Here is a 16,189-nt window from a genome sequence, read left to right on the forward strand (position 1 = left end):
CAATAGTGTTACATAGCTTTTTTTAACATTATTCAGGAGTCTGTCTACCATGCTTCGTTACCTTATCACACTGCAAGTCCCTGACAGAAAAGGATTGGTTGAGCAGATTGCCCATGCGGTCAGCCGCCACGGTGGCAACTGGCTCGACTCGGAATTACGTCATATAGACGGGATTTTTGCCGCTATTTTGCTACTTGAGGTTCCCAGCGAACACTGGGATGACCTGCTCGATGCCCTGGAGTGCATCGATGGTATGGCGCTCACCAGTGCCAGGGCCGGCCAGCAGCAGAAATATATCAAACGCCTGAGTTTCAACCTGGTGGCCTACGACAGGCCCGGGCTGGTGCTGGACATTTCCAACAGGATCAATGCCCTGGGCATCAATATCGAGCAATTCAGCAGCAAGTTTGAAACCGCGGGCCATACCGGCATCGCCCTGTTTCGGGCCACCATCAGCCTGGGATTGACCGACCCTATGCAGGAGGAGCGCCTGACCGAATCTCTCTACAGCATAGGTGATGATCTGGTACTGGATAAGCTGAATCTGACCTGAGCCCGATACTGCAGCTGCCCGACCTCTGACTCTTGAGTGCCTGCAAAAGCAGCAACCGATGTGCAATCGATAATTCCTGTTAGGAAAACTGATACACTGGCGAAAATCACAAGAACAGAGTTTTGTCGTTATGCTTGGAACACTGGATAAGATGGCCGTCGCCCTGGACGAGAACCATCTGGCACAATACACCCTCAGAGTGGCTGAACAGCGCCTGGCGTTGAACCCTTTGATAGGCAAGAGTTTAACCCTGAGTCACACGGGTAACATCTTCTGCTGCAACTGCGGTAAGAAGACCAAGAAGAGTTACTCCCAGGGCCACTGTTATGTCTGTATGCAGAAACTCGCCAGCTGCGATCTCTGCGTGATGAAACCGGAAACCTGCCACTATGATCAGGGAACCTGCCGCGAACCCGAATGGGGCGACACCCATTGCATGGTGCCCCACTATGTTTACCTGTCCAATACCTCGGGAATAAAGGTCGGCATTACCCGCCACACCCAGTTGCCCACCCGCTGGCTGGATCAGGGAGCCACTCAGGGGCTGCCGATATTCAAGGTCAGCAGCAGGCAGCTTTCCGGCCTTATCGAAGTCGAACTGGCCAAACTGATTGCCGACAAGACCAACTGGCAGGCGATGCTCAAGGGCAACAACGACGAGATAGATCTCAAGGCCAAGGCCGAGACGCTATTGCCGAGTATCGAAACCCGCTTGCACGAGCTGGCAATGAGCCGCGGTGATTACAAGATAGAGAGATTGACCGAGGCAGAGACGCAAATTCACTACCCGGTCAGTGAGTTTCCAAAGAAGATCAAGTCCCATAACTTTGACAAAGAAGCCGTTGTCAGCGGCACTCTGATGGGCATCAAGGGTCAGTACCTGCTTTTCGATACCGGAGTAATCAATATCCGCAAGTTCACCTCTTATGAAGTGGAAGTCAGCTACTGATTTTTTAATTTGAGCAAACAAACGGCGCCTCTTGGATGGGCGCCGTATTTCATCCCCCAGTACCTTTGGTGCTTGCCAGTACCCCAGAGGCTGCCTATGATAGCCGCCAATAACGCCCTTACACAGATACAGAGCAGAATATGGCCACAGACTCCATGATGGGATCCCAGACTATCGCCGCCCAGACCCAGGCTTGGGTCAAGGAGGTGATCATGAAGTACAACATCTGCCCCTTCGCCAGACGGGAAGTCGAGCGCGACTCGATTCGTTACACAGTTTGCGAAGAAAGCCGCATGGATACGGCCTTGCAGGCGTTGCTGGACGAGTGCCAATATCTGGATGAGCACCCACAAGCGGAAACCAGCCTGTTCATTCTGCCGAGGGGTTTTGAAGGTTTTCATCTTTATCTGGATCTGTTGGCCTTTGCCGAGCAGCTGTTGTTCGAAGAGGGGTATGAAGGGGTTTACCAGTTGGCCAGCTTTCACCCCGACTATTGTTTCGAAGGGGAGGCCCAGGATGATGCCGCCAACTATACCAACAGAGCGCCCTATCCGACCCTGCATATCATACGTGAAGCCAGTATGGAACAGGCCCTGGCCGAATATGATGATCCTGAGTCGATTCCCGAGCGCAACATCGCCTTTGCCCGCCGCAAGGGCAGCGAGTTCTTCGCCAAACTGCTGCAAAACTGCCTGAGCCGAAAACCATAAAAAAAGCAGATAAGCCTTGATGTGATTCAGGCTTATCTGCCCCTTCCCGGGCCTTACCCCAGACCTTGAAACCCTAGACTTTGAAACGCCCGAGGGTTACCTGGGTCTTATTGATTAGGTCGAAGAGCTCACTGCCATGGTGCGCCGCTTCCTCGGCGCTGCTGGCGGAGATTTCACTCAGATGATGCAACTGTTCCAGATCATGGGACAGACTCTCGGCCGAGCGTGCCTGAGATTGGGTCGCCGAGGCTATCAGGCTGTTGACGCTGGAAATGGCGTCTACCTTGGCGGCAATCAGCTGCAGTGCTTCACGGCTCTGCTGTGCCTGCTCAACCCCCTCCCGAGCCTTGTTACAACTGGCATTCATCACATCTGCGGCATCTTTACTGCCGGCTTGCAAACGTTCTATCATCGCCTTGATCTCTTCGGTCGACTGCTGAGTCTTGCTGGCCAGAGAGCGTACTTCGTCGGCCACAACGGCAAAGCCCCGCCCCTGCTCACCGGCGCGGGCTGCCTCTATGGCCGCATTCAGTGCCAGCAGATTGGTCTGCTCGGCAATCGCCTGGATCACTTCGAGGATCCGCCCTATCTGCTGACTGTCATCATAAAGCCGCTGAATCACTCCCGAGGCCCGCTCCACCTCGGCGGCAAGTGAGTCTATCGACTCACGATTGCGCTCTATGATGGCCTGCACTTCCTGGGATACCGCCCTGGCATCCTTGGTGGAATCCTCTGCCTCGGCCGCGTTTTGTGCCACCTCGTGGATCACGCTGGACATGTCACGTATCGAGTGGGACATCTGTTCCAGGCTGCCGCGCTGCTCTTGTGTGGCGGCATTGGCACTCTGGGATGTCTGGCGGCTTTGGGTGGCTATCTCGGTCAAGGAACTCGACTGAGCGGTAACATCGGCCAGGGCTTCCTGCACCTTGATAATGAAGTGATTGATGTTGTCACACAGGCCGCGCAACTCATCGTCGCTCGAATATTCGATACGCCGACGCAGATCCCCTTCTCCGCGAGCCAACTCCTGCGCCAGTTGGGTGATCCTGTCCACCGGGCGCATCACCAAGCGCTTCATCACCAGCAGCAGGCAGATGATGATCGCCACGGCGACAGGAATAGCAACGGCTATGCCTCCCAGCAACATAGCATTTGTCTGCCGCTGGATCTCCTGAAGACTCCAGCTCATGCCCAGTACCCCAATCAGCGCCTGATCACGGCTGTTGATAATGGGATGAAGTATTTGAATATCCTTGTCGGTGACCAAGGTCTGAGGCTCGCCGGCTTTCAGTTGCGGCAGATGCTGCCCCAGCGAGGCCTGCATCTGGGCGCCGGTCTTGCCTGGCTCACCAAACTGAGCAAAAACGGCCTGCGAAGCATCAAACACCACGGCATACCCGAGGTTCCCCCGGGTCTGTTTGGCCAGATTGACAAACTCCTCCTCGACCTTGTCCGCCTTGCCGAATTTCACCGCATTGAGCAGTTGTTGCGACACAAATCCGGTGATCACCTGACTGCTGATCCGCTCCATATCGACCAGAGTGCTGGTGAGCCTATGCTGGCTTATAAAGTTGGTCAGCGTAAAACCGGCCAAAACCACCACAGAGGCGATCAAGGCCATCTTGCTGCTGATCCTGTTGAAGATTCCCATGCAGACCTCCCTGACTGAGGGGAAATAACAAGCAAAAGACGCTTAAAGTAGCTCTACATTGATCCCCAGTGTAATGGCGCCTATCACTGCACCGGACGAGGGGTCGACAACAGGCAGACTCAGCTGACTCTGATAACTCTGGGTAGACTCATCCTCTTCCACCTCGCTGATATGGATACTGTCTGGCCCCTTGGCGAAGGTTTGCTGCCATTTGGCTTCGTCCCCCTGCCAATAATCTGAAGTCATGGCACTCTGTCCCACATTCAATCCCTTGTCATCCATAACGAATATTTCGGTATAAAGGCCATTGCTTTGCTGCAGTTTCTGCCGCAAAAAATCGGAAAGCGGATTGTTGAGAAGCTTATCCACCAATGGCTTGTCGGCAGCAGCAACCTGAGCACGCCATTGCTTGTCCAAGTCGAGAATTTGCTCCTTGGAAAGTTCGGCATTGGCACTGTTTTGTTGCTTGATGCTATCGACGATCAAAGGGTCGCCAAGCCAACTCTTGACCTGGGTATTGGCAAGTTCGCTGATGGCGGCTTCATAGTCGTTGGCATTGGCTGCTGCGGCAACAAACATAGAAGTCACGCCTAGCAGCGTCACACTAAACAATGCGGCGCAAGATTTGCTGCGACAAAATTTGCTGATAGAAGTCATCTGGGTTGCTCCCTGCTGTGATAGAAATCATCCTGAGATAAGACTAGTCAACAAATCACAAGAGCGCTTGAAAGATAAAAGAATATTCTTAAGTAAGCCGCAAGGCCCGGCTGAAGCCGCCCACTCCAGCCTGGGCCAATAGGGCAGCTCTTCAGAAGGTGAATCTGTGCGACAGGCTTAGCACCAATCTGGCATCGGCATTGTCCGAGTCCAGGCTGGTATCTTCACCTGCCAGCTCAATATCTATGCCGTGATATTGGGTCTGGTAGGCGATGCGGTAGTGTTGATAGCCTCTGCTCCCCTGCCACTGCCACTTGTCTGTATCATCCGATGTGGAACGGTCAAAACTCAACCTCAGCCGGTGACCGGGCGCCAATTCAAAACTGTGGGCCAGCATCACTATGCTGTGGCCGGCACCGGTACCAAAGTAATCCCAGCTGTACCAGAGATTCAGCTCCGACTGACCGAATGGCGACTGATAACCCCACTTGGCATAAGCTTCCGGATAGTTGTAGTCATCGGAAAAGGATTCGCCGTGATAGCTGTAATAGGCAAGCCCGGCATCCAGGCTCAGGTATTCATTGAACTGGTAAAAATAACCTGCGTAACCGTCAAGTTCCAACCAGGTATCATCGCCGCCACCGAAGTCGACATTGGAAGCGAAGCTGCCAAGATACCAGCCACTTTCACTACTGTAATCCAAGCTGGCCTGTAACGCCGGGCCTTCATCTGTCTGACTGACCCCGTTGAAACTGTAATCCGATGCCAGGGTCACGGTCGATGACCACTCGGCCTCGGCCGTGAAAGTCAGTGTCAGCAGTGCCGCCACACCGCCGCTCTTGAGATAATTTGCCATGGCGTTCAAGCGCATCTGTGTTCCTCTTTTGGTTTTATGGATTGAAGCCGGCATCAGTCAGCCAACTCTATTTTATTAAAATCTATGGTGTTTTCTTTGGGAGAACCTTGGATCCGGCCCAAGGTTTTCAGTTTGGTCAGCAGCATGTAACCGGCACAGGCGAAGATAAGCCCAATGGCCAGGGCCCCAACCCATTGAATCTCCAAGAAATCCAGTTGGAACAGCAAGGTCAGCAGCACCATCACGGCGATATTGCCAAGCAGATAGTTGCGTTTGCCGAGCCTGACAACCGTCAGTCCCAGGTTATCCGTGTAGAGACGGATCAATGAGTCCAGCGAATTAACCACAAAGGTAATGCCCACCATGACCATGGCCAGGTTATAAAAGCCGGATGTGGAGATGGCCTGGGTATCGTAGAAATAGAGGACACTGAACCAAATCGCGATGGGAATGGAGGGAAACACCATCATGGCAAGCAAGAGTTGCCAGGTCTTGATCCCGCCGACAAACCGCGAGGTAAACTGGCCTATCATAATGCTCCAGGCAAACCACCAGAACAGGTAAAAGGCGTGATAATCATTGAGCGGCAACACAAAATGCTTGATATCGACAAAGTACTCACCCAATAACGAAAAGGTGGTAATGAAGTCGCCGACAGTGCCGCTCTCCCCTAAAAATGCGCCGCTCCACATCAGGGCTATCAGCGCCACAAACAGCCAGGTACTGGCCAGGCTGAGCACCTTGACGTATTTAATGCTGGTACTGGAATAAACCGCGATGGCGATGACGGCAAACACTATCAGATAGAAGGCGCCTATGACGGACTCTCCATCGCCCATCTCCGGCAGATACCAGGGCAAGTTGCTGAGCAGCAGATAAGCAGTGAAGGCACAGGTGCCGATAATCACCATGTTGTTGATGAACTTTACCGCCTTAAGTTCAAAGAACTTCACTCTGGGCTCAATGACGCAAAAATAGAAACAGGTGACAAAGTAAAAACCCCAGATGAGAAAGGCCCAAAATCCAAACTCTATCGCCAAGGGATTGGAAAAGGCGTATTCGGGGCTGCTGTTGGTATCTGTGTAAGTGCCGAACTCGGTGAGCGGGAACATGATCAAGCCTACATCCAGGCCTGAGGTGAACAAAATAGCGATAAAGGTGTTGATCCGCACCGGGGTGACACCTACGCAGGGGATGTTGCCCCACCGATACAGGATCACCCCTATCATGGCAAAGGTAAATAAGATCCCTGCTGAAAGCCAAAGCTCCATAATTTTTCCCTTTATTGTTGATTTAAATTATATTTTTCTAATTCCAGCCCCAGACTAATGGCGAATTTTGGCCAGCAAAAAGCCCTCGGCTTGGCTGCGCCGATTTCAGCATTGACAGGGGTTAAGGGGCCGACTGCAGACTGGCCCCTTGGATTTTAAGATCAGCTAGGCCGCTCGGGTGCGTGGCAGCGCTGCTGCGCTCGCCACTTATCAGCCAGAACAACTGTGGCATCAGAGGCCGGTAAGGCTTCACGGCCGCGGATAATATCGGCGGCCTTCTCTGCCAACATTATGGTCGGTGCATTAAGGTTGCCATTGGGAATGGTGGGGAATACGGAAGAGTCCACGACTCTCAGTCCTTCAATGCCATGCACCCGGTTTTGCGGGTCCACCACGGCCATGGGATCTGTGCCCATCTTGCAGGAACAGGATGGATGATAAGCACTCTCTACCGAGCGACGAACAAAGGCATCTATCTGCTCATCGGTTTCCACTTCGGCACCAGGCTGGATCTCTTCTCCGCGATAACCATCGAATGCCGGCTGATGAATAATCTCCCGGGTCAGGCGCACACAGGCGCGAAAGCCTTCGATATCATCCTGGTGTTGCAAATAGTTGAAACGTATCTGCGGATGCCGGTGCGGATCGCTGCTCTGTACCCTGACCCATCCCCGGCTCTTGGGCTTATTGTGGCCGATATGCACCTGAAAACCATCGCCATCAAAGGCTTCCCGGCCGTCATAACGCATGGCGGCGGGCAGGAAGTGATACTGGAGATCCGGTGCGGCCAGGCCCGCCTTGGAGCGGATAAAACCGCAGGATTCAAAATGGTTGGTCGCACCAAGTCCTGTCTTGGTAAAGAACCAGCGGCTGCCGATCAGGAACTTGTTCCACCAATCCAGTTTGCGGTTGAGGGAAACTGGCTGGGTGCAACGGAACTGAAAATAGAACTCCAGATGATCCTGAAGATTCTCCCCCACCCCGGGCAAGGCATGCTCCAGCTCAATACCGGCTTCTTTAAGGACTTCGGGCGCACCTATACCGGAAAGCTGCAACAGATGGGGCGAACCCACGGGACCTGCTGAAAGGATCACTTCGCCGCCCATGCCAACCATGGCCTGCTGCAACTTGCCGTCGCATTCATAGCGCACCCCGGTTGCCACCTTGTCCTGCAGCAATACCTTGTGCACCAATGCGCCGGTCACCACTTTTAAATTATCCCGTGTCATGGCCGGACGCAGATAGGCATTGGCCGTAGACCAGCGCACACCATTTTTCACCGTCATATGCATGGCGCCAAAGCCTTCCTGTTGAGCACCGTTGTAATCATCTGTGGCCAGGTACCCGGCTTGCACACCGGCATCAACAAAGGCCTTATACAGGGGGTTAGCCATGCGGTTGCCGTTGTTGACCCCCAAGGGCCCACTACCGCCTCGATACTTGTCACCGCCAAAGGCCCAAGTCTCGGCCTTTTTGAAATAGGGCAAGCAATCGGCGTAGCTCCAGCCCTCGGCGCCACTGGCCTGCCACTCATCAAAGTCATGGGCGTGACCGCGGACGTAGACCATGCCGTTGATGGATGAAGAACCGCCGAGCACCTTGCCCCTGGGACAATGCATGCGCCGGTTGTCCAGCCCCGGTTCAGGCTCGGTTTCAAACTGCCAGGCGTACTTTTGGGTATTCATGGGAATGGACAACGCCGTTGGCATCTGAATAAAGATGCTGCGATCGCTGCCGCCGGTTTCCAGCAACAAGACCCGTTTGTTTTTATCTTCGCTCAGGCGGTTGGCCAGCACGCACCCTGCGCTACCGGCACCGACAATGATGTAATCGAAATTCTGGTTCATAACGGCTCCTTAAAATGGACTTTCCAGGGGCTGCATGCCGACATAAACCGATTTGGTCTGGGTATAGGCCTTGAGGGTTTCACTGCCGTTCTCCCGGCCGACTCCCGAAAGCTTGTAGCCACCGACGGGCATCTCCGAGGGTGAAGCGCCATAGGCATTGATCCAGCAAATCCCGGCCTGAAGCCGATGAATCACCCTGTGGGCGCGGCGAATATCGCGGCTAAATACCGCAGCAGCCAAACCAAGGGCCGTATCGTTGGCACGGCGGATCACTTCCTCTTCATCGTCGAAAATCAACACAGACATCACGGGGCCGAAGATCTCTTCACGGCAAATACGCATCTTGTCATCACAGTCGACAAATACGGTCGGCTCAACAAAGAAACCCTCTGGGGCCGAGTCCGGCGTCAAAGGCTTGCCACCGCAAAGGAGCCTCGCCCCCTCAGCCTGCCCAAGGGCGATATACTCGAGCACCTTGTCTCTATGCGCGCTGGATATCAGAGCGCCGAAATTGGTGTCCGGCGCCATGGGGTCGCCGGCCTTGATATTGGCCATCCTTTGCTGCAAACGTTCGATAAAGGCCGGGTAAAGGTTGCGGGCGACATAGACCCGGGTACCATTGGTACAAATTTCACCTTGGGTATAAAAGTTGCCCAGCATGGCGGCGCTGACGGCATCTCCCAGCTCGGCGTCTTCAAAGATGATCAGCGGAGACTTGCCCCCCAGTTCCATTGTGACATCCTTGAGACTGGAGGCCGCTGCCGCCATCACCTTCTTGCCTGTGCCCACTTCGCCGGTAAAGGACACCTTGGCGATATCCTCACTGTGAGTCAGCCATTGACCTACTTCGGCCGCGCCCTGCACCACATTGAACACACCGGCGGGCACACCGGCTTCGATAAAGATTTCCGCCAGCTTCAGCGCCCCGAGCGGGGTCTCCTCAGACGGCTTGAAGATCATCGCGTTACCGGCGGCCAACGCCGGCGCCGACTTCCAACAGGCTATCTGCAAAGGATAATTCCAGGCGCCGATACCGGCGCAGATCCCCAGAGGTTCACGGCGGGTATAGAAGAAATCATCGCCAACACTTTGCTGACAGCCTTCCAGGCCCACCACTATGCCGGCGAAATATTCTATGGCATCGGCCCCTGTGACCACGTCCACCACAGACGCCTCCTGCCAGGGTTTACCCGTATCCAGCACTTCGATTTTGGCCAGCTCATCGTTGCGCTGCCGCAGCAGGGCCACCGCCCTCAACAGCACCCGGCTGCGCGCCATGGCGCTCATGGCTGACCAAGCGGCAAATCCGCGTTTGGCACTGGCAATGGACGCCTGCTTGATGGCCTCATCGGCCACTTCAACGCGGTATTGCACCTGGCCCGTGCCAGGGTTAATCACCTCAAAGGATTCACCCGAGGCGTTGGCCATATAACGACCGTCAATAAAATTCTGATAAACAGGCTGTGTCATCAATGTACTCCGTGATAAGCCAGACTTTGGTCAATGAAATCGATACACCAGGATTCTGCGGCAGCAAACGCCTGCTCAGGCTCAGGACTGAGAGCACTGCGCAGCCAAAAACCGTCAATCATGGCAGCCACCTGCTCGGCACTCTTGAGCGCCTGCTCCCTGGGCAATAACTGTTTGAAAGAGAAGGCCAGGTTACTCTGCAGTCTGGCACTGTTGACCTGCTGCAACCTGGCAAGCCCGGGCTCATGCATGGACTGAGCCCAGAAATCAAGCCAGGTGCGGGTAGCCGCCCCCGAGCGTTGAAACTCGGTGAAGTTGGCCGCCACTATGGCGTGCAGCCGTGCCTTGGGGGAAAGCTGCCGCTCTGCCGTTTGCGCCAGCAAAGCCAGCTTCAGTTGTTCCAGCAAATGCCGCAATGTCGCTTCAATCAGCTCCTGCTTGCCACCGAAATAATGGCTGATGATCCCCGACGACAACCCGGCCAAGTGGCTGATGCTGTTGATGGTGGTATTGTGCAAACCATTGGCGGCCACCGAGGCCATAGTGGCATCGATCAGTTGCTGGCGGCGCACGGGTTTCATTCCAATCTTGGGCATATTTTTTATTAATTGACCGTTCAATTAAAAACAAGCCTAATGATTTGAACTGTAATTATCAACCTGACCGGAGCCGAGTTTTAAGATCACACAAGTCACAAAACAGTGATTTACCTCACAGCAACAAATGCTTACGTTGCTTGAAATTTATCTGAAAAAGTTTCTATTTACCGACAAAACTTCGCTATTTCTGAGGTGTTAACCGAAAAATTACCGCAGAACGACCCAAGCGTTCACCGTCTAAATAATTACAGCAGATATCATTTGAACTAAAACCTTGCGACTCACTCTGTAACCCGATAGCGCAGATAAATACGCCTGTCGCTCCGGACCTAACCTGCTGCTTGGAAGCCGGACACTGAGATTGAGACTGGGGCTGAGGATAAGGCGATGAGTAGGGAAAGCAGAGAATAAAGTGACAATGAGAAAGAGTGATTAGAATGAGGAGTTATGACCAAAAAAGAGGAGTCATGATTAACAAGAGGAATACTGAACCTGGAAGCCGACTAACGCTGAACTATGTTGAGACAAGTAACAGATGAATAAAGTGAAAAGGCGGATAAAGCGCAAGACAAGAGCCCCTGCAAAGGGTTAGGGAAGGTGCGAACAAGTCCCATGCGTGCTCTGCGTTGGCTTACAGGCCTGTATGCAAGGCGTGGTTCGCAGCAAATGGCTAGTCCTTTACAAGAAGCACAACATAGCAGACAGGTCTGTAAGCCACGCCCTTTGGGGCTTTCACAGCAACCGGCTCTCTGCGTTATCCGACTTCGACAGGCCCCGGCATGCCTTCAGTCAGATGCCTTGAACGCCAATTGCTGTGCAAGCCAGAGTGCCACGAGGACTTATTCGCACCTTCCTTAGTAAAAGAGCCCGGCCAAGTGCAGGACTCTTGCATCAGATGAAGTCGGCTGAGATCAGAAAAGTAACTGCCGCAGCAAGACCTATGACTGACGACCGAAATCTATCAGGGTGTTGCGATACAGTTCGAGCAGCGCCTCGTTGCGCACCCCTACCCCAACACTTTGCGCCGGCATATCGCTCCAGTCATCATGGGGATGGCGCCGCTCGTAGGTTTTCTGCATTGTGTGGCCAATGGCCGGCCCGGAGCAAACCACCCGCACAGGCCCTTTTCTCAGGGTAAACAGGCTGGGATCTATCACATAGGCAATCGCCGATGGGTCGTGCACATGGCAGCCGGAAATCCCCAGGCTACGCTGGTAAAAGTCGAGATAGAAACGGCTTATCTGGTGAATAAAGCGTCCCGGCTCACCGGCTTCATCGCGCAGCTTATCCAGATACTCGGGCGTAAAGAAACTCTCATGGGTCACATCCAGACCGATAATCACCACGGGCCAGTCGGCAGTAAATACGATATCGGCCGCCTCGGGATCGTCATGGATATTGGCTTCGGCAAACGGGCTGACATTGCCCTGATGGCCGTTAACCCCAAAGGCCCCGCCCATGATCACCACTTCTTTAACCAGTTTGGTGATCCCGGGGTCATGCTGCAGCGCCAGTGCCAGATTGGTCAGAGGCCCAACAGCCACCAGAGTGATCTCCCCCGGCTGCGCCTTGAGCTGCTCGACGATATACTGCCATGCCGGACGGGGATCGGCGCTTAGGCTGACATCGGCGGCGGTGACTTGCAGATCGCCAAAACCGGTATCACCATGAACTATGGTGGTAGGGCCGACAGGAGGGCGCGACAACGGCTTATCCGCCCCCATGGATACGTCTGCCTTCATGCCGTATTTCTGTTTCAAGTAAAGGGCATTGCGAGTGCTGTTTTCAATGGTGGCGTTGCCAAATACTGTGGTGATACCGATAAGATCCACAGATGTATGCCCTTCGGCAAACAGAATTGCCATTGCATCATCAATACCGGGATCTGTATCCAGGATAATTTTCTTCGTCACAATCCAGCTTCCTTTGTGATGTTATTGATATTATCTGTGCCGCTGCAAGCCGGCGGCACTGGCCCATTCTAGCGCTAAATCTCACGCTGTGCGCCCCATAATACCGCGCCCTATCGAGGAAATGAGACACAGGGGTCAGTATCTGTTCACCTGAGGGCTATCACTGCAATATTCGGCTCTCATCCGGATAAGTTTGATAGTCCATAAAAGCGGCGAAATGCGCAATCAAGCGATATGAATCACCGCGGTATTGCAGGCAATTATTGCTTTTCTGACAAATGCCTACAGCAAAGATGCTGTTCTTGATAGCTGCGAGCGAATAGGACTTTAGTCTGATATCAGCCACAACCACCTTCCATTAACATCGATACATCAAAACAACAACAAGAGGTGTCCCATGAATGCTGTGCTGTTGATGTTAATGGGCCTGGGCGCGATGGCGGCCGGCTATTTTGTCTATTCAAAATTCATCTGCGAAAAAATCTTCAAAGTCGATCCCAACTTCGTGACTCCTGCACACGAGATGCAGGATGGTATCGACTATGTGCCCACCAATAAATATGTGCTTTGGGGCCACCACTTTACCTCTGTGGCCGGAGCTGCACCGATTATCGGCCCGGCTATTGCGGTTATCTGGGGCTGGGTGCCGGCCTTCCTCTGGGTGGTGTTCGGCACCATCTTCTTTGCCGGGGTGCACGATGCCGGCGCCATCTGGGCCAGTAACCGCAACAAGGCCAAATCCATAGGTGCGGTCACGGGTGATGTTATCGGCGAGCGGGCCCGCAGCATCTTTATGGTGGTGATATTCTTGGTGTTGCTCATGGTTAACGCCGTGTTTGCCGTCGTCATTGCCAAGCAGTTGATCAACTTTCCCAGCGCTACCCTGCCGGTTTGGGGCGCCATAGTGGTGGCACTCATCATAGGCCAGCTCATCTACCGCCGTCTTATCAACCTCTTGGTGGTGTCCATTGTCGGCGTGGCAGCATTGTACGCGCTCATCTATATCGGCCCGTCTTTGCCGCTGGCATTGCCGGAAACCCTGGGGCCGCTGTCGGATAACCAAAGCTGGATCATCCTGCTGTTTGTTTATGCCGCCATCGCCTCGCTGCTGCCGGTATGGATGCTGCTGCAACCACGGGACTATATCAATGGTATTCAGCTGTTTATCGGCTTAGGCTTGCTTTACGGCGCCGTGCTTCTGGGCGCGCCTGATATAGTGGCACCGGCCTTTAATACCGATGTGCCCGAAGGCACTCCATCCATAGTGCCACTGCTGTTTGTCACCATTGCCTGCGGCGCGATTTCCGGCTTCCACGGCCTGGTTTCCAGCGGAACCACCTCGAAACAACTGGATAAAGAACCGGATGTACGTTTTGTCGGCTACTTTGGCGCCATAGGCGAAGGCTCTCTGGCACTGGCGGCCATCATAGCCGCCACAGCGGGTTTTGCGACCCTGGCCGACTGGCAGGCTGTCTACCACGCCTTTGGTCAGGGGGGCGTCAGCGCCTTTATCAAGGGCGGCGCCAATATCCTCGAATCCGGGATAGGCATGGATGAAACCATGGCACAAACCCTGCTGACGGTAATGGTAGTGCTGTTTGCCGGTACCACCATGGACACAGGCTTGCGGCTACAGCGTTACATATTCCAGGAATGGGGCAGCATCTATAACCTCAACTGGATGCAAAATGGCGCCATCGCCACTCTGCTGGCCGTGGGCACCTGCTTGCTGCTGGCCTTCGGCGCCGGCGGTGACGGCTCGGGTGGCATGCTGATCTGGCCGCTGTTTGGCACCACCAACCAGTTGCTGGCTGGCCTGACACTGCTGGTAATCACAGTGATGCTGGTGAAACTGGGTCGCCCCATGTGGTATACCCTGGCTCCGCTTATCTTCCTGCTGGTGATGACCACCATGGGCCTGCTTATTCAGCTCAAGGGCTTCTACGACAAGCAGGATTGGTTCCTGTTCACTCTGGACTTGGTGGTACTGATCGCCGCCATAGTAATTTCACTGGAGTGCAGTGCCACGTTGAGCCGCTCGCTCAAGGCGCGTAAAACCGCGGCGGAGAACGACTGATGAAGCTGGCGAAGATCAAGGCATTGGTCAAAGACCTGAGCTACCTGGCGGAAGAGGCGTATAACGCCCCTTTTCGCTCGGCAGTCGCCCGCGCCCGCAGGGAGCAGGACGATCTTTTTATGCTGCTGATCTTCTCCGAAATGATGGGGGTACCCAACCCGGCCAGTTACTACACTCTGGAGCTGCAGCCCTTGATGCTGGAAAAGTTCCATGACTGGCACCTGCGTATGGGTATGCCCCACTCACCGCTGGATCAGTTCAGATGCTGTTGAAACAAGATGTTAATTAAGGACGGGCTATGGCGCAGCTGACCGACAAACGTATTCTGTGGGTGGGTGGCAAAGGCGGTGTCGGCAAGACCACTGTCTCCTCCTCACTGGCCCTGTTGGCGGCCGGGCGCGGCAAGAAAGTCCTGCTGGTATCCACAGATCCGGCCCACAGCCTGAGCGATGCCTTTGCCAAGCAGATAGGCGATCACTGCACCCGGCTGGCACCGAATCTGGATGCACTGGAAATCGACCCGGATGAGGAAGTGCGCCAACATCTCGACCGTGTCAGCCAACAGTTGAAGAGTTTTACCCGCCCGGAGATGTTCGCTGAAATCGAGCGGCAGATGCGCCTCACCCGACAGTCTCCCGGTGCCCAGGAAGCCGCCTTGCTGGAGCGGATTGCCAAGACCCTGGAAAGCGGCCTCGGTGAATACGATCTGATTATTTTCGATACCGCGCCCACCGGCCATACCCTTAGGCTGCTGAGCCTGCCTGAGGCGATGGCCGCCTGGACCCAAGGTATGCTGAGCGCCAATCAGAAATCAGAGAAGCTCGGCGCCATGCTGTCGCACCTGACACCCGGCCGGGGCCGTGATGTCGATAACCCCTTCGACGATCCGGCCGAGCACGCCACCGCCGGAATGGCGCCGCGCAACAAGGCCATAGCCGAAACCCTGCTGGCTCGCCAACGGCTGCTGCAGCGCACCCGTGAGCTGATTAAAGATCCGCAGCAAACAGGGCTGCTGTTTGTTCTAACCGCAGAGAAGCTGCCTATTCTGGAAACCCGCCGCGCCGTGGCCAGCCTGCAGGCCGAGCAGTTACCGTTGGCAGGTTTGGTGGTCAATCGACTGCTGCCACCCGAGGCCGACGGCAGTTTTCTTGCCAAACGCCGCCAGCAGGAAGCCGTGCACCTCGAAGAGATAGACGTAAACTTTAGCAAGCTGCCCCGCTTTCGACTGCCCCTCAAGGAAACCGATATCCAGGGCCTGAGCGGTCTTGAACAGATGGCGACAGAACTGGCCAAAGCCGGGCTGTAAATTCAGCCAATTTCCCTTCAATCGTTTGGCCTATTTCACCAAACGCAGACAACACCTGCACCCAATCGCGAGCTCCGGCAAGGAGCTACTTATATCAGAAGGTATACCTTTGACACAGCTAAATCCGCAGCATAAGAGACGCCGTAGCCTATAAAACCAATCGCCAGAAAACTTCACAACACTTTGAATTTAAACAGATAAAAACCAATCAACTCAAATCAAGAAGGCGCAGTGGCGCAGCAGTCTCTACATCTCAACTTTGCCTGTTACCAAGATCATCAACCTCAAAGTTAACAAAATTCAAACAATCGCTTGATTAAAACCAGTGTT

Annotated in this window: 14 protein-coding genes; 6 read left to right on the plus strand and 8 right to left on the minus strand. The window is 54.2% G+C overall.

The features are described 5' to 3' along the window. Positions 1 to 49 precede the first annotated feature (49 nt). From ACSHSR_RS13505 to ACSHSR_RS13515, 3 genes are all read left to right on the plus strand, one after another. Entirely contained in the window at positions 50 to 553 is a 504-nt protein-coding gene (locus ACSHSR_RS13505; RefSeq protein ID WP_025009810.1) for a glycine cleavage system transcriptional repressor, read from the plus strand. Between the two features lie 130 nt (positions 554 to 683). Continuing rightward, the gene (locus ACSHSR_RS13510) at positions 684 to 1,502 is read left to right on the plus strand and encodes a DUF2797 domain-containing protein (RefSeq protein WP_479630834.1); all 819 of its coding nucleotides are present in this window, start codon (positions 684 to 686) and stop codon (positions 1,500 to 1,502) included. 140 nt (positions 1,503 to 1,642) lie between these two features. Beyond that, a complete protein-coding gene (locus ACSHSR_RS13515) occupies positions 1,643 to 2,212 on the plus strand; it encodes a DUF1415 domain-containing protein (protein ID WP_093982697.1) in 570 nt (189 codons plus the stop codon). A 73-nt stretch (positions 2,213 to 2,285) separates the two neighbouring features. On the opposite strand, the gene ACSHSR_RS13520 is transcribed toward ACSHSR_RS13515, so the two are convergent. The 8 genes from ACSHSR_RS13520 to ACSHSR_RS13555 all read right to left on the minus strand — a co-directional run bounded on the left by ACSHSR_RS13520 (position 2,286) and on the right by ACSHSR_RS13555 (position 12,476). Then, entirely contained in the window at positions 2,286 to 3,863 is a 1,578-nt protein-coding gene (locus ACSHSR_RS13520; RefSeq protein ID WP_107004566.1) for a methyl-accepting chemotaxis protein, read from the minus strand. A 42-nt stretch (positions 3,864 to 3,905) separates the two neighbouring features. Then, entirely contained in the window at positions 3,906 to 4,520 is a 615-nt protein-coding gene (locus tag ACSHSR_RS13525; protein WP_208140158.1) for a PDC sensor domain-containing protein, read from the minus strand. Positions 4,521 to 4,671: 151 nt separating this feature from the next. Next, entirely contained in the window at positions 4,672 to 5,391 is a 720-nt protein-coding gene (locus tag ACSHSR_RS13530) for a TorF family putative porin (RefSeq protein ID WP_371873724.1), read from the minus strand. A 38-nt stretch (positions 5,392 to 5,429) separates the two neighbouring features. Continuing rightward, positions 5,430 to 6,647: a BCCT family transporter gene (locus ACSHSR_RS13535; protein ID WP_144166237.1), complete on the minus strand. Its 1,218-nt coding sequence runs from the start codon at positions 6,645 to 6,647 to the stop codon at positions 5,430 to 5,432. Positions 6,648 to 6,808: 161 nt separating this feature from the next. Next, entirely contained in the window at positions 6,809 to 8,494 is a 1,686-nt protein-coding gene (betA, locus tag ACSHSR_RS13540; protein WP_208134313.1) for a choline dehydrogenase, read from the minus strand. 9 nt (positions 8,495 to 8,503) lie between these two features. Next, positions 8,504 to 9,964, minus strand: coding sequence for a betaine-aldehyde dehydrogenase (gene betB / locus ACSHSR_RS13545; RefSeq protein WP_215793619.1), 1,461 nt, complete (start codon positions 9,962 to 9,964; stop codon positions 8,504 to 8,506). Further along, the gene (betI, locus tag ACSHSR_RS13550; RefSeq protein WP_479630835.1) at positions 9,964 to 10,560 is read right to left on the minus strand and encodes a transcriptional regulator BetI; all 597 of its coding nucleotides are present in this window, start codon (positions 10,558 to 10,560) and stop codon (positions 9,964 to 9,966) included. Before betI ends, betB begins: the two co-directional genes overlap by 1 nt. Before the next feature lie 941 nt (positions 10,561 to 11,501). Further along, positions 11,502 to 12,476 carry a nucleoside hydrolase gene (locus ACSHSR_RS13555; protein ID WP_107353339.1) on the minus strand — a complete coding sequence of 325 codons (975 nt, stop codon included), beginning with the start codon at positions 12,474 to 12,476 and terminating at the stop codon, positions 11,502 to 11,504. 397 nt (positions 12,477 to 12,873) lie between these two features. Here ACSHSR_RS13555 and ACSHSR_RS13560 point away from each other — a divergent pair, with 397 nt between their 5' ends. Genes ACSHSR_RS13560 through ACSHSR_RS13570 form a run of 3 tightly spaced genes read left to right on the plus strand, consistent with a single transcriptional unit; the run spans position 12,874 to position 15,859 of the window. Next, complete coding sequence (locus ACSHSR_RS13560) at positions 12,874 to 14,553, plus strand: carbon starvation CstA family protein (protein WP_028780340.1); 1,680 nt, start codon at positions 12,874 to 12,876, stop codon at positions 14,551 to 14,553. After that, entirely contained in the window at positions 14,553 to 14,825 is a 273-nt protein-coding gene (locus tag ACSHSR_RS13565; RefSeq protein ID WP_025886589.1) for a cory-CC-star protein, read from the plus strand. The genes ACSHSR_RS13560 and ACSHSR_RS13565 overlap by 1 nt, the downstream gene beginning before the upstream one ends. A gap of 26 nt (positions 14,826 to 14,851) precedes the next feature. Next, complete coding sequence (locus tag ACSHSR_RS13570) at positions 14,852 to 15,859, plus strand: ArsA family ATPase (protein WP_144158566.1); 1,008 nt, start codon at positions 14,852 to 14,854, stop codon at positions 15,857 to 15,859. Positions 15,860 to 16,189: the final 330 nt, after the last annotated feature.

This window comes from Shewanella sp. VK101, assembly GCF_056497865.1.

Bases quoted from the DNA above. Each gene is read 5' to 3' on its own strand.
- ACSHSR_RS13525 (WP_208140158.1), bottom strand. From the start codon at position 4,520: ATGACTTCTATCAGCAAATTTTGTCGCAGCAAATCTTGCGCCGCATTG.
- ACSHSR_RS13515 (WP_093982697.1), top strand. From the start codon at position 1,643: ATGGCCACAGACTCCATGATGGGATCCCAGACTATCGCCGCCCAGACC.
- ACSHSR_RS13520 (WP_107004566.1), bottom strand. From the start codon at position 3,863: ATGGGAATCTTCAACAGGATCAGCAGCAAGATGGCCTTGATCGCCTCT.
- ACSHSR_RS13565 (WP_025886589.1), top strand. From the start codon at position 14,553: ATGAAGCTGGCGAAGATCAAGGCATTGGTCAAAGACCTGAGCTACCTG.
- betI (WP_479630835.1), bottom strand. From the start codon at position 10,560: ATGCCCAAGATTGGAATGAAACCCGTGCGCCGCCAGCAACTGATCGAT.
- ACSHSR_RS13560 (WP_028780340.1), top strand. From the start codon at position 12,874: ATGAATGCTGTGCTGTTGATGTTAATGGGCCTGGGCGCGATGGCGGCC.
- betB (WP_215793619.1), bottom strand. From the start codon at position 9,964: ATGACACAGCCTGTTTATCAGAATTTTATTGACGGTCGTTATATGGCC.
- ACSHSR_RS13505 (WP_025009810.1), top strand. From the start codon at position 50: ATGCTTCGTTACCTTATCACACTGCAAGTCCCTGACAGAAAAGGATTG.
- ACSHSR_RS13530 (WP_371873724.1), bottom strand. From the start codon at position 5,391: ATGCGCTTGAACGCCATGGCAAATTATCTCAAGAGCGGCGGTGTGGCG.
- ACSHSR_RS13510 (WP_479630834.1), top strand. From the start codon at position 684: ATGCTTGGAACACTGGATAAGATGGCCGTCGCCCTGGACGAGAACCAT.
- ACSHSR_RS13570 (WP_144158566.1), top strand. From the start codon at position 14,852: ATGGCGCAGCTGACCGACAAACGTATTCTGTGGGTGGGTGGCAAAGGC.
- betA (WP_208134313.1), bottom strand. From the start codon at position 8,494: ATGAACCAGAATTTCGATTACATCATTGTCGGTGCCGGTAGCGCAGGG.
- ACSHSR_RS13535 (WP_144166237.1), bottom strand. From the start codon at position 6,647: ATGGAGCTTTGGCTTTCAGCAGGGATCTTATTTACCTTTGCCATGATA.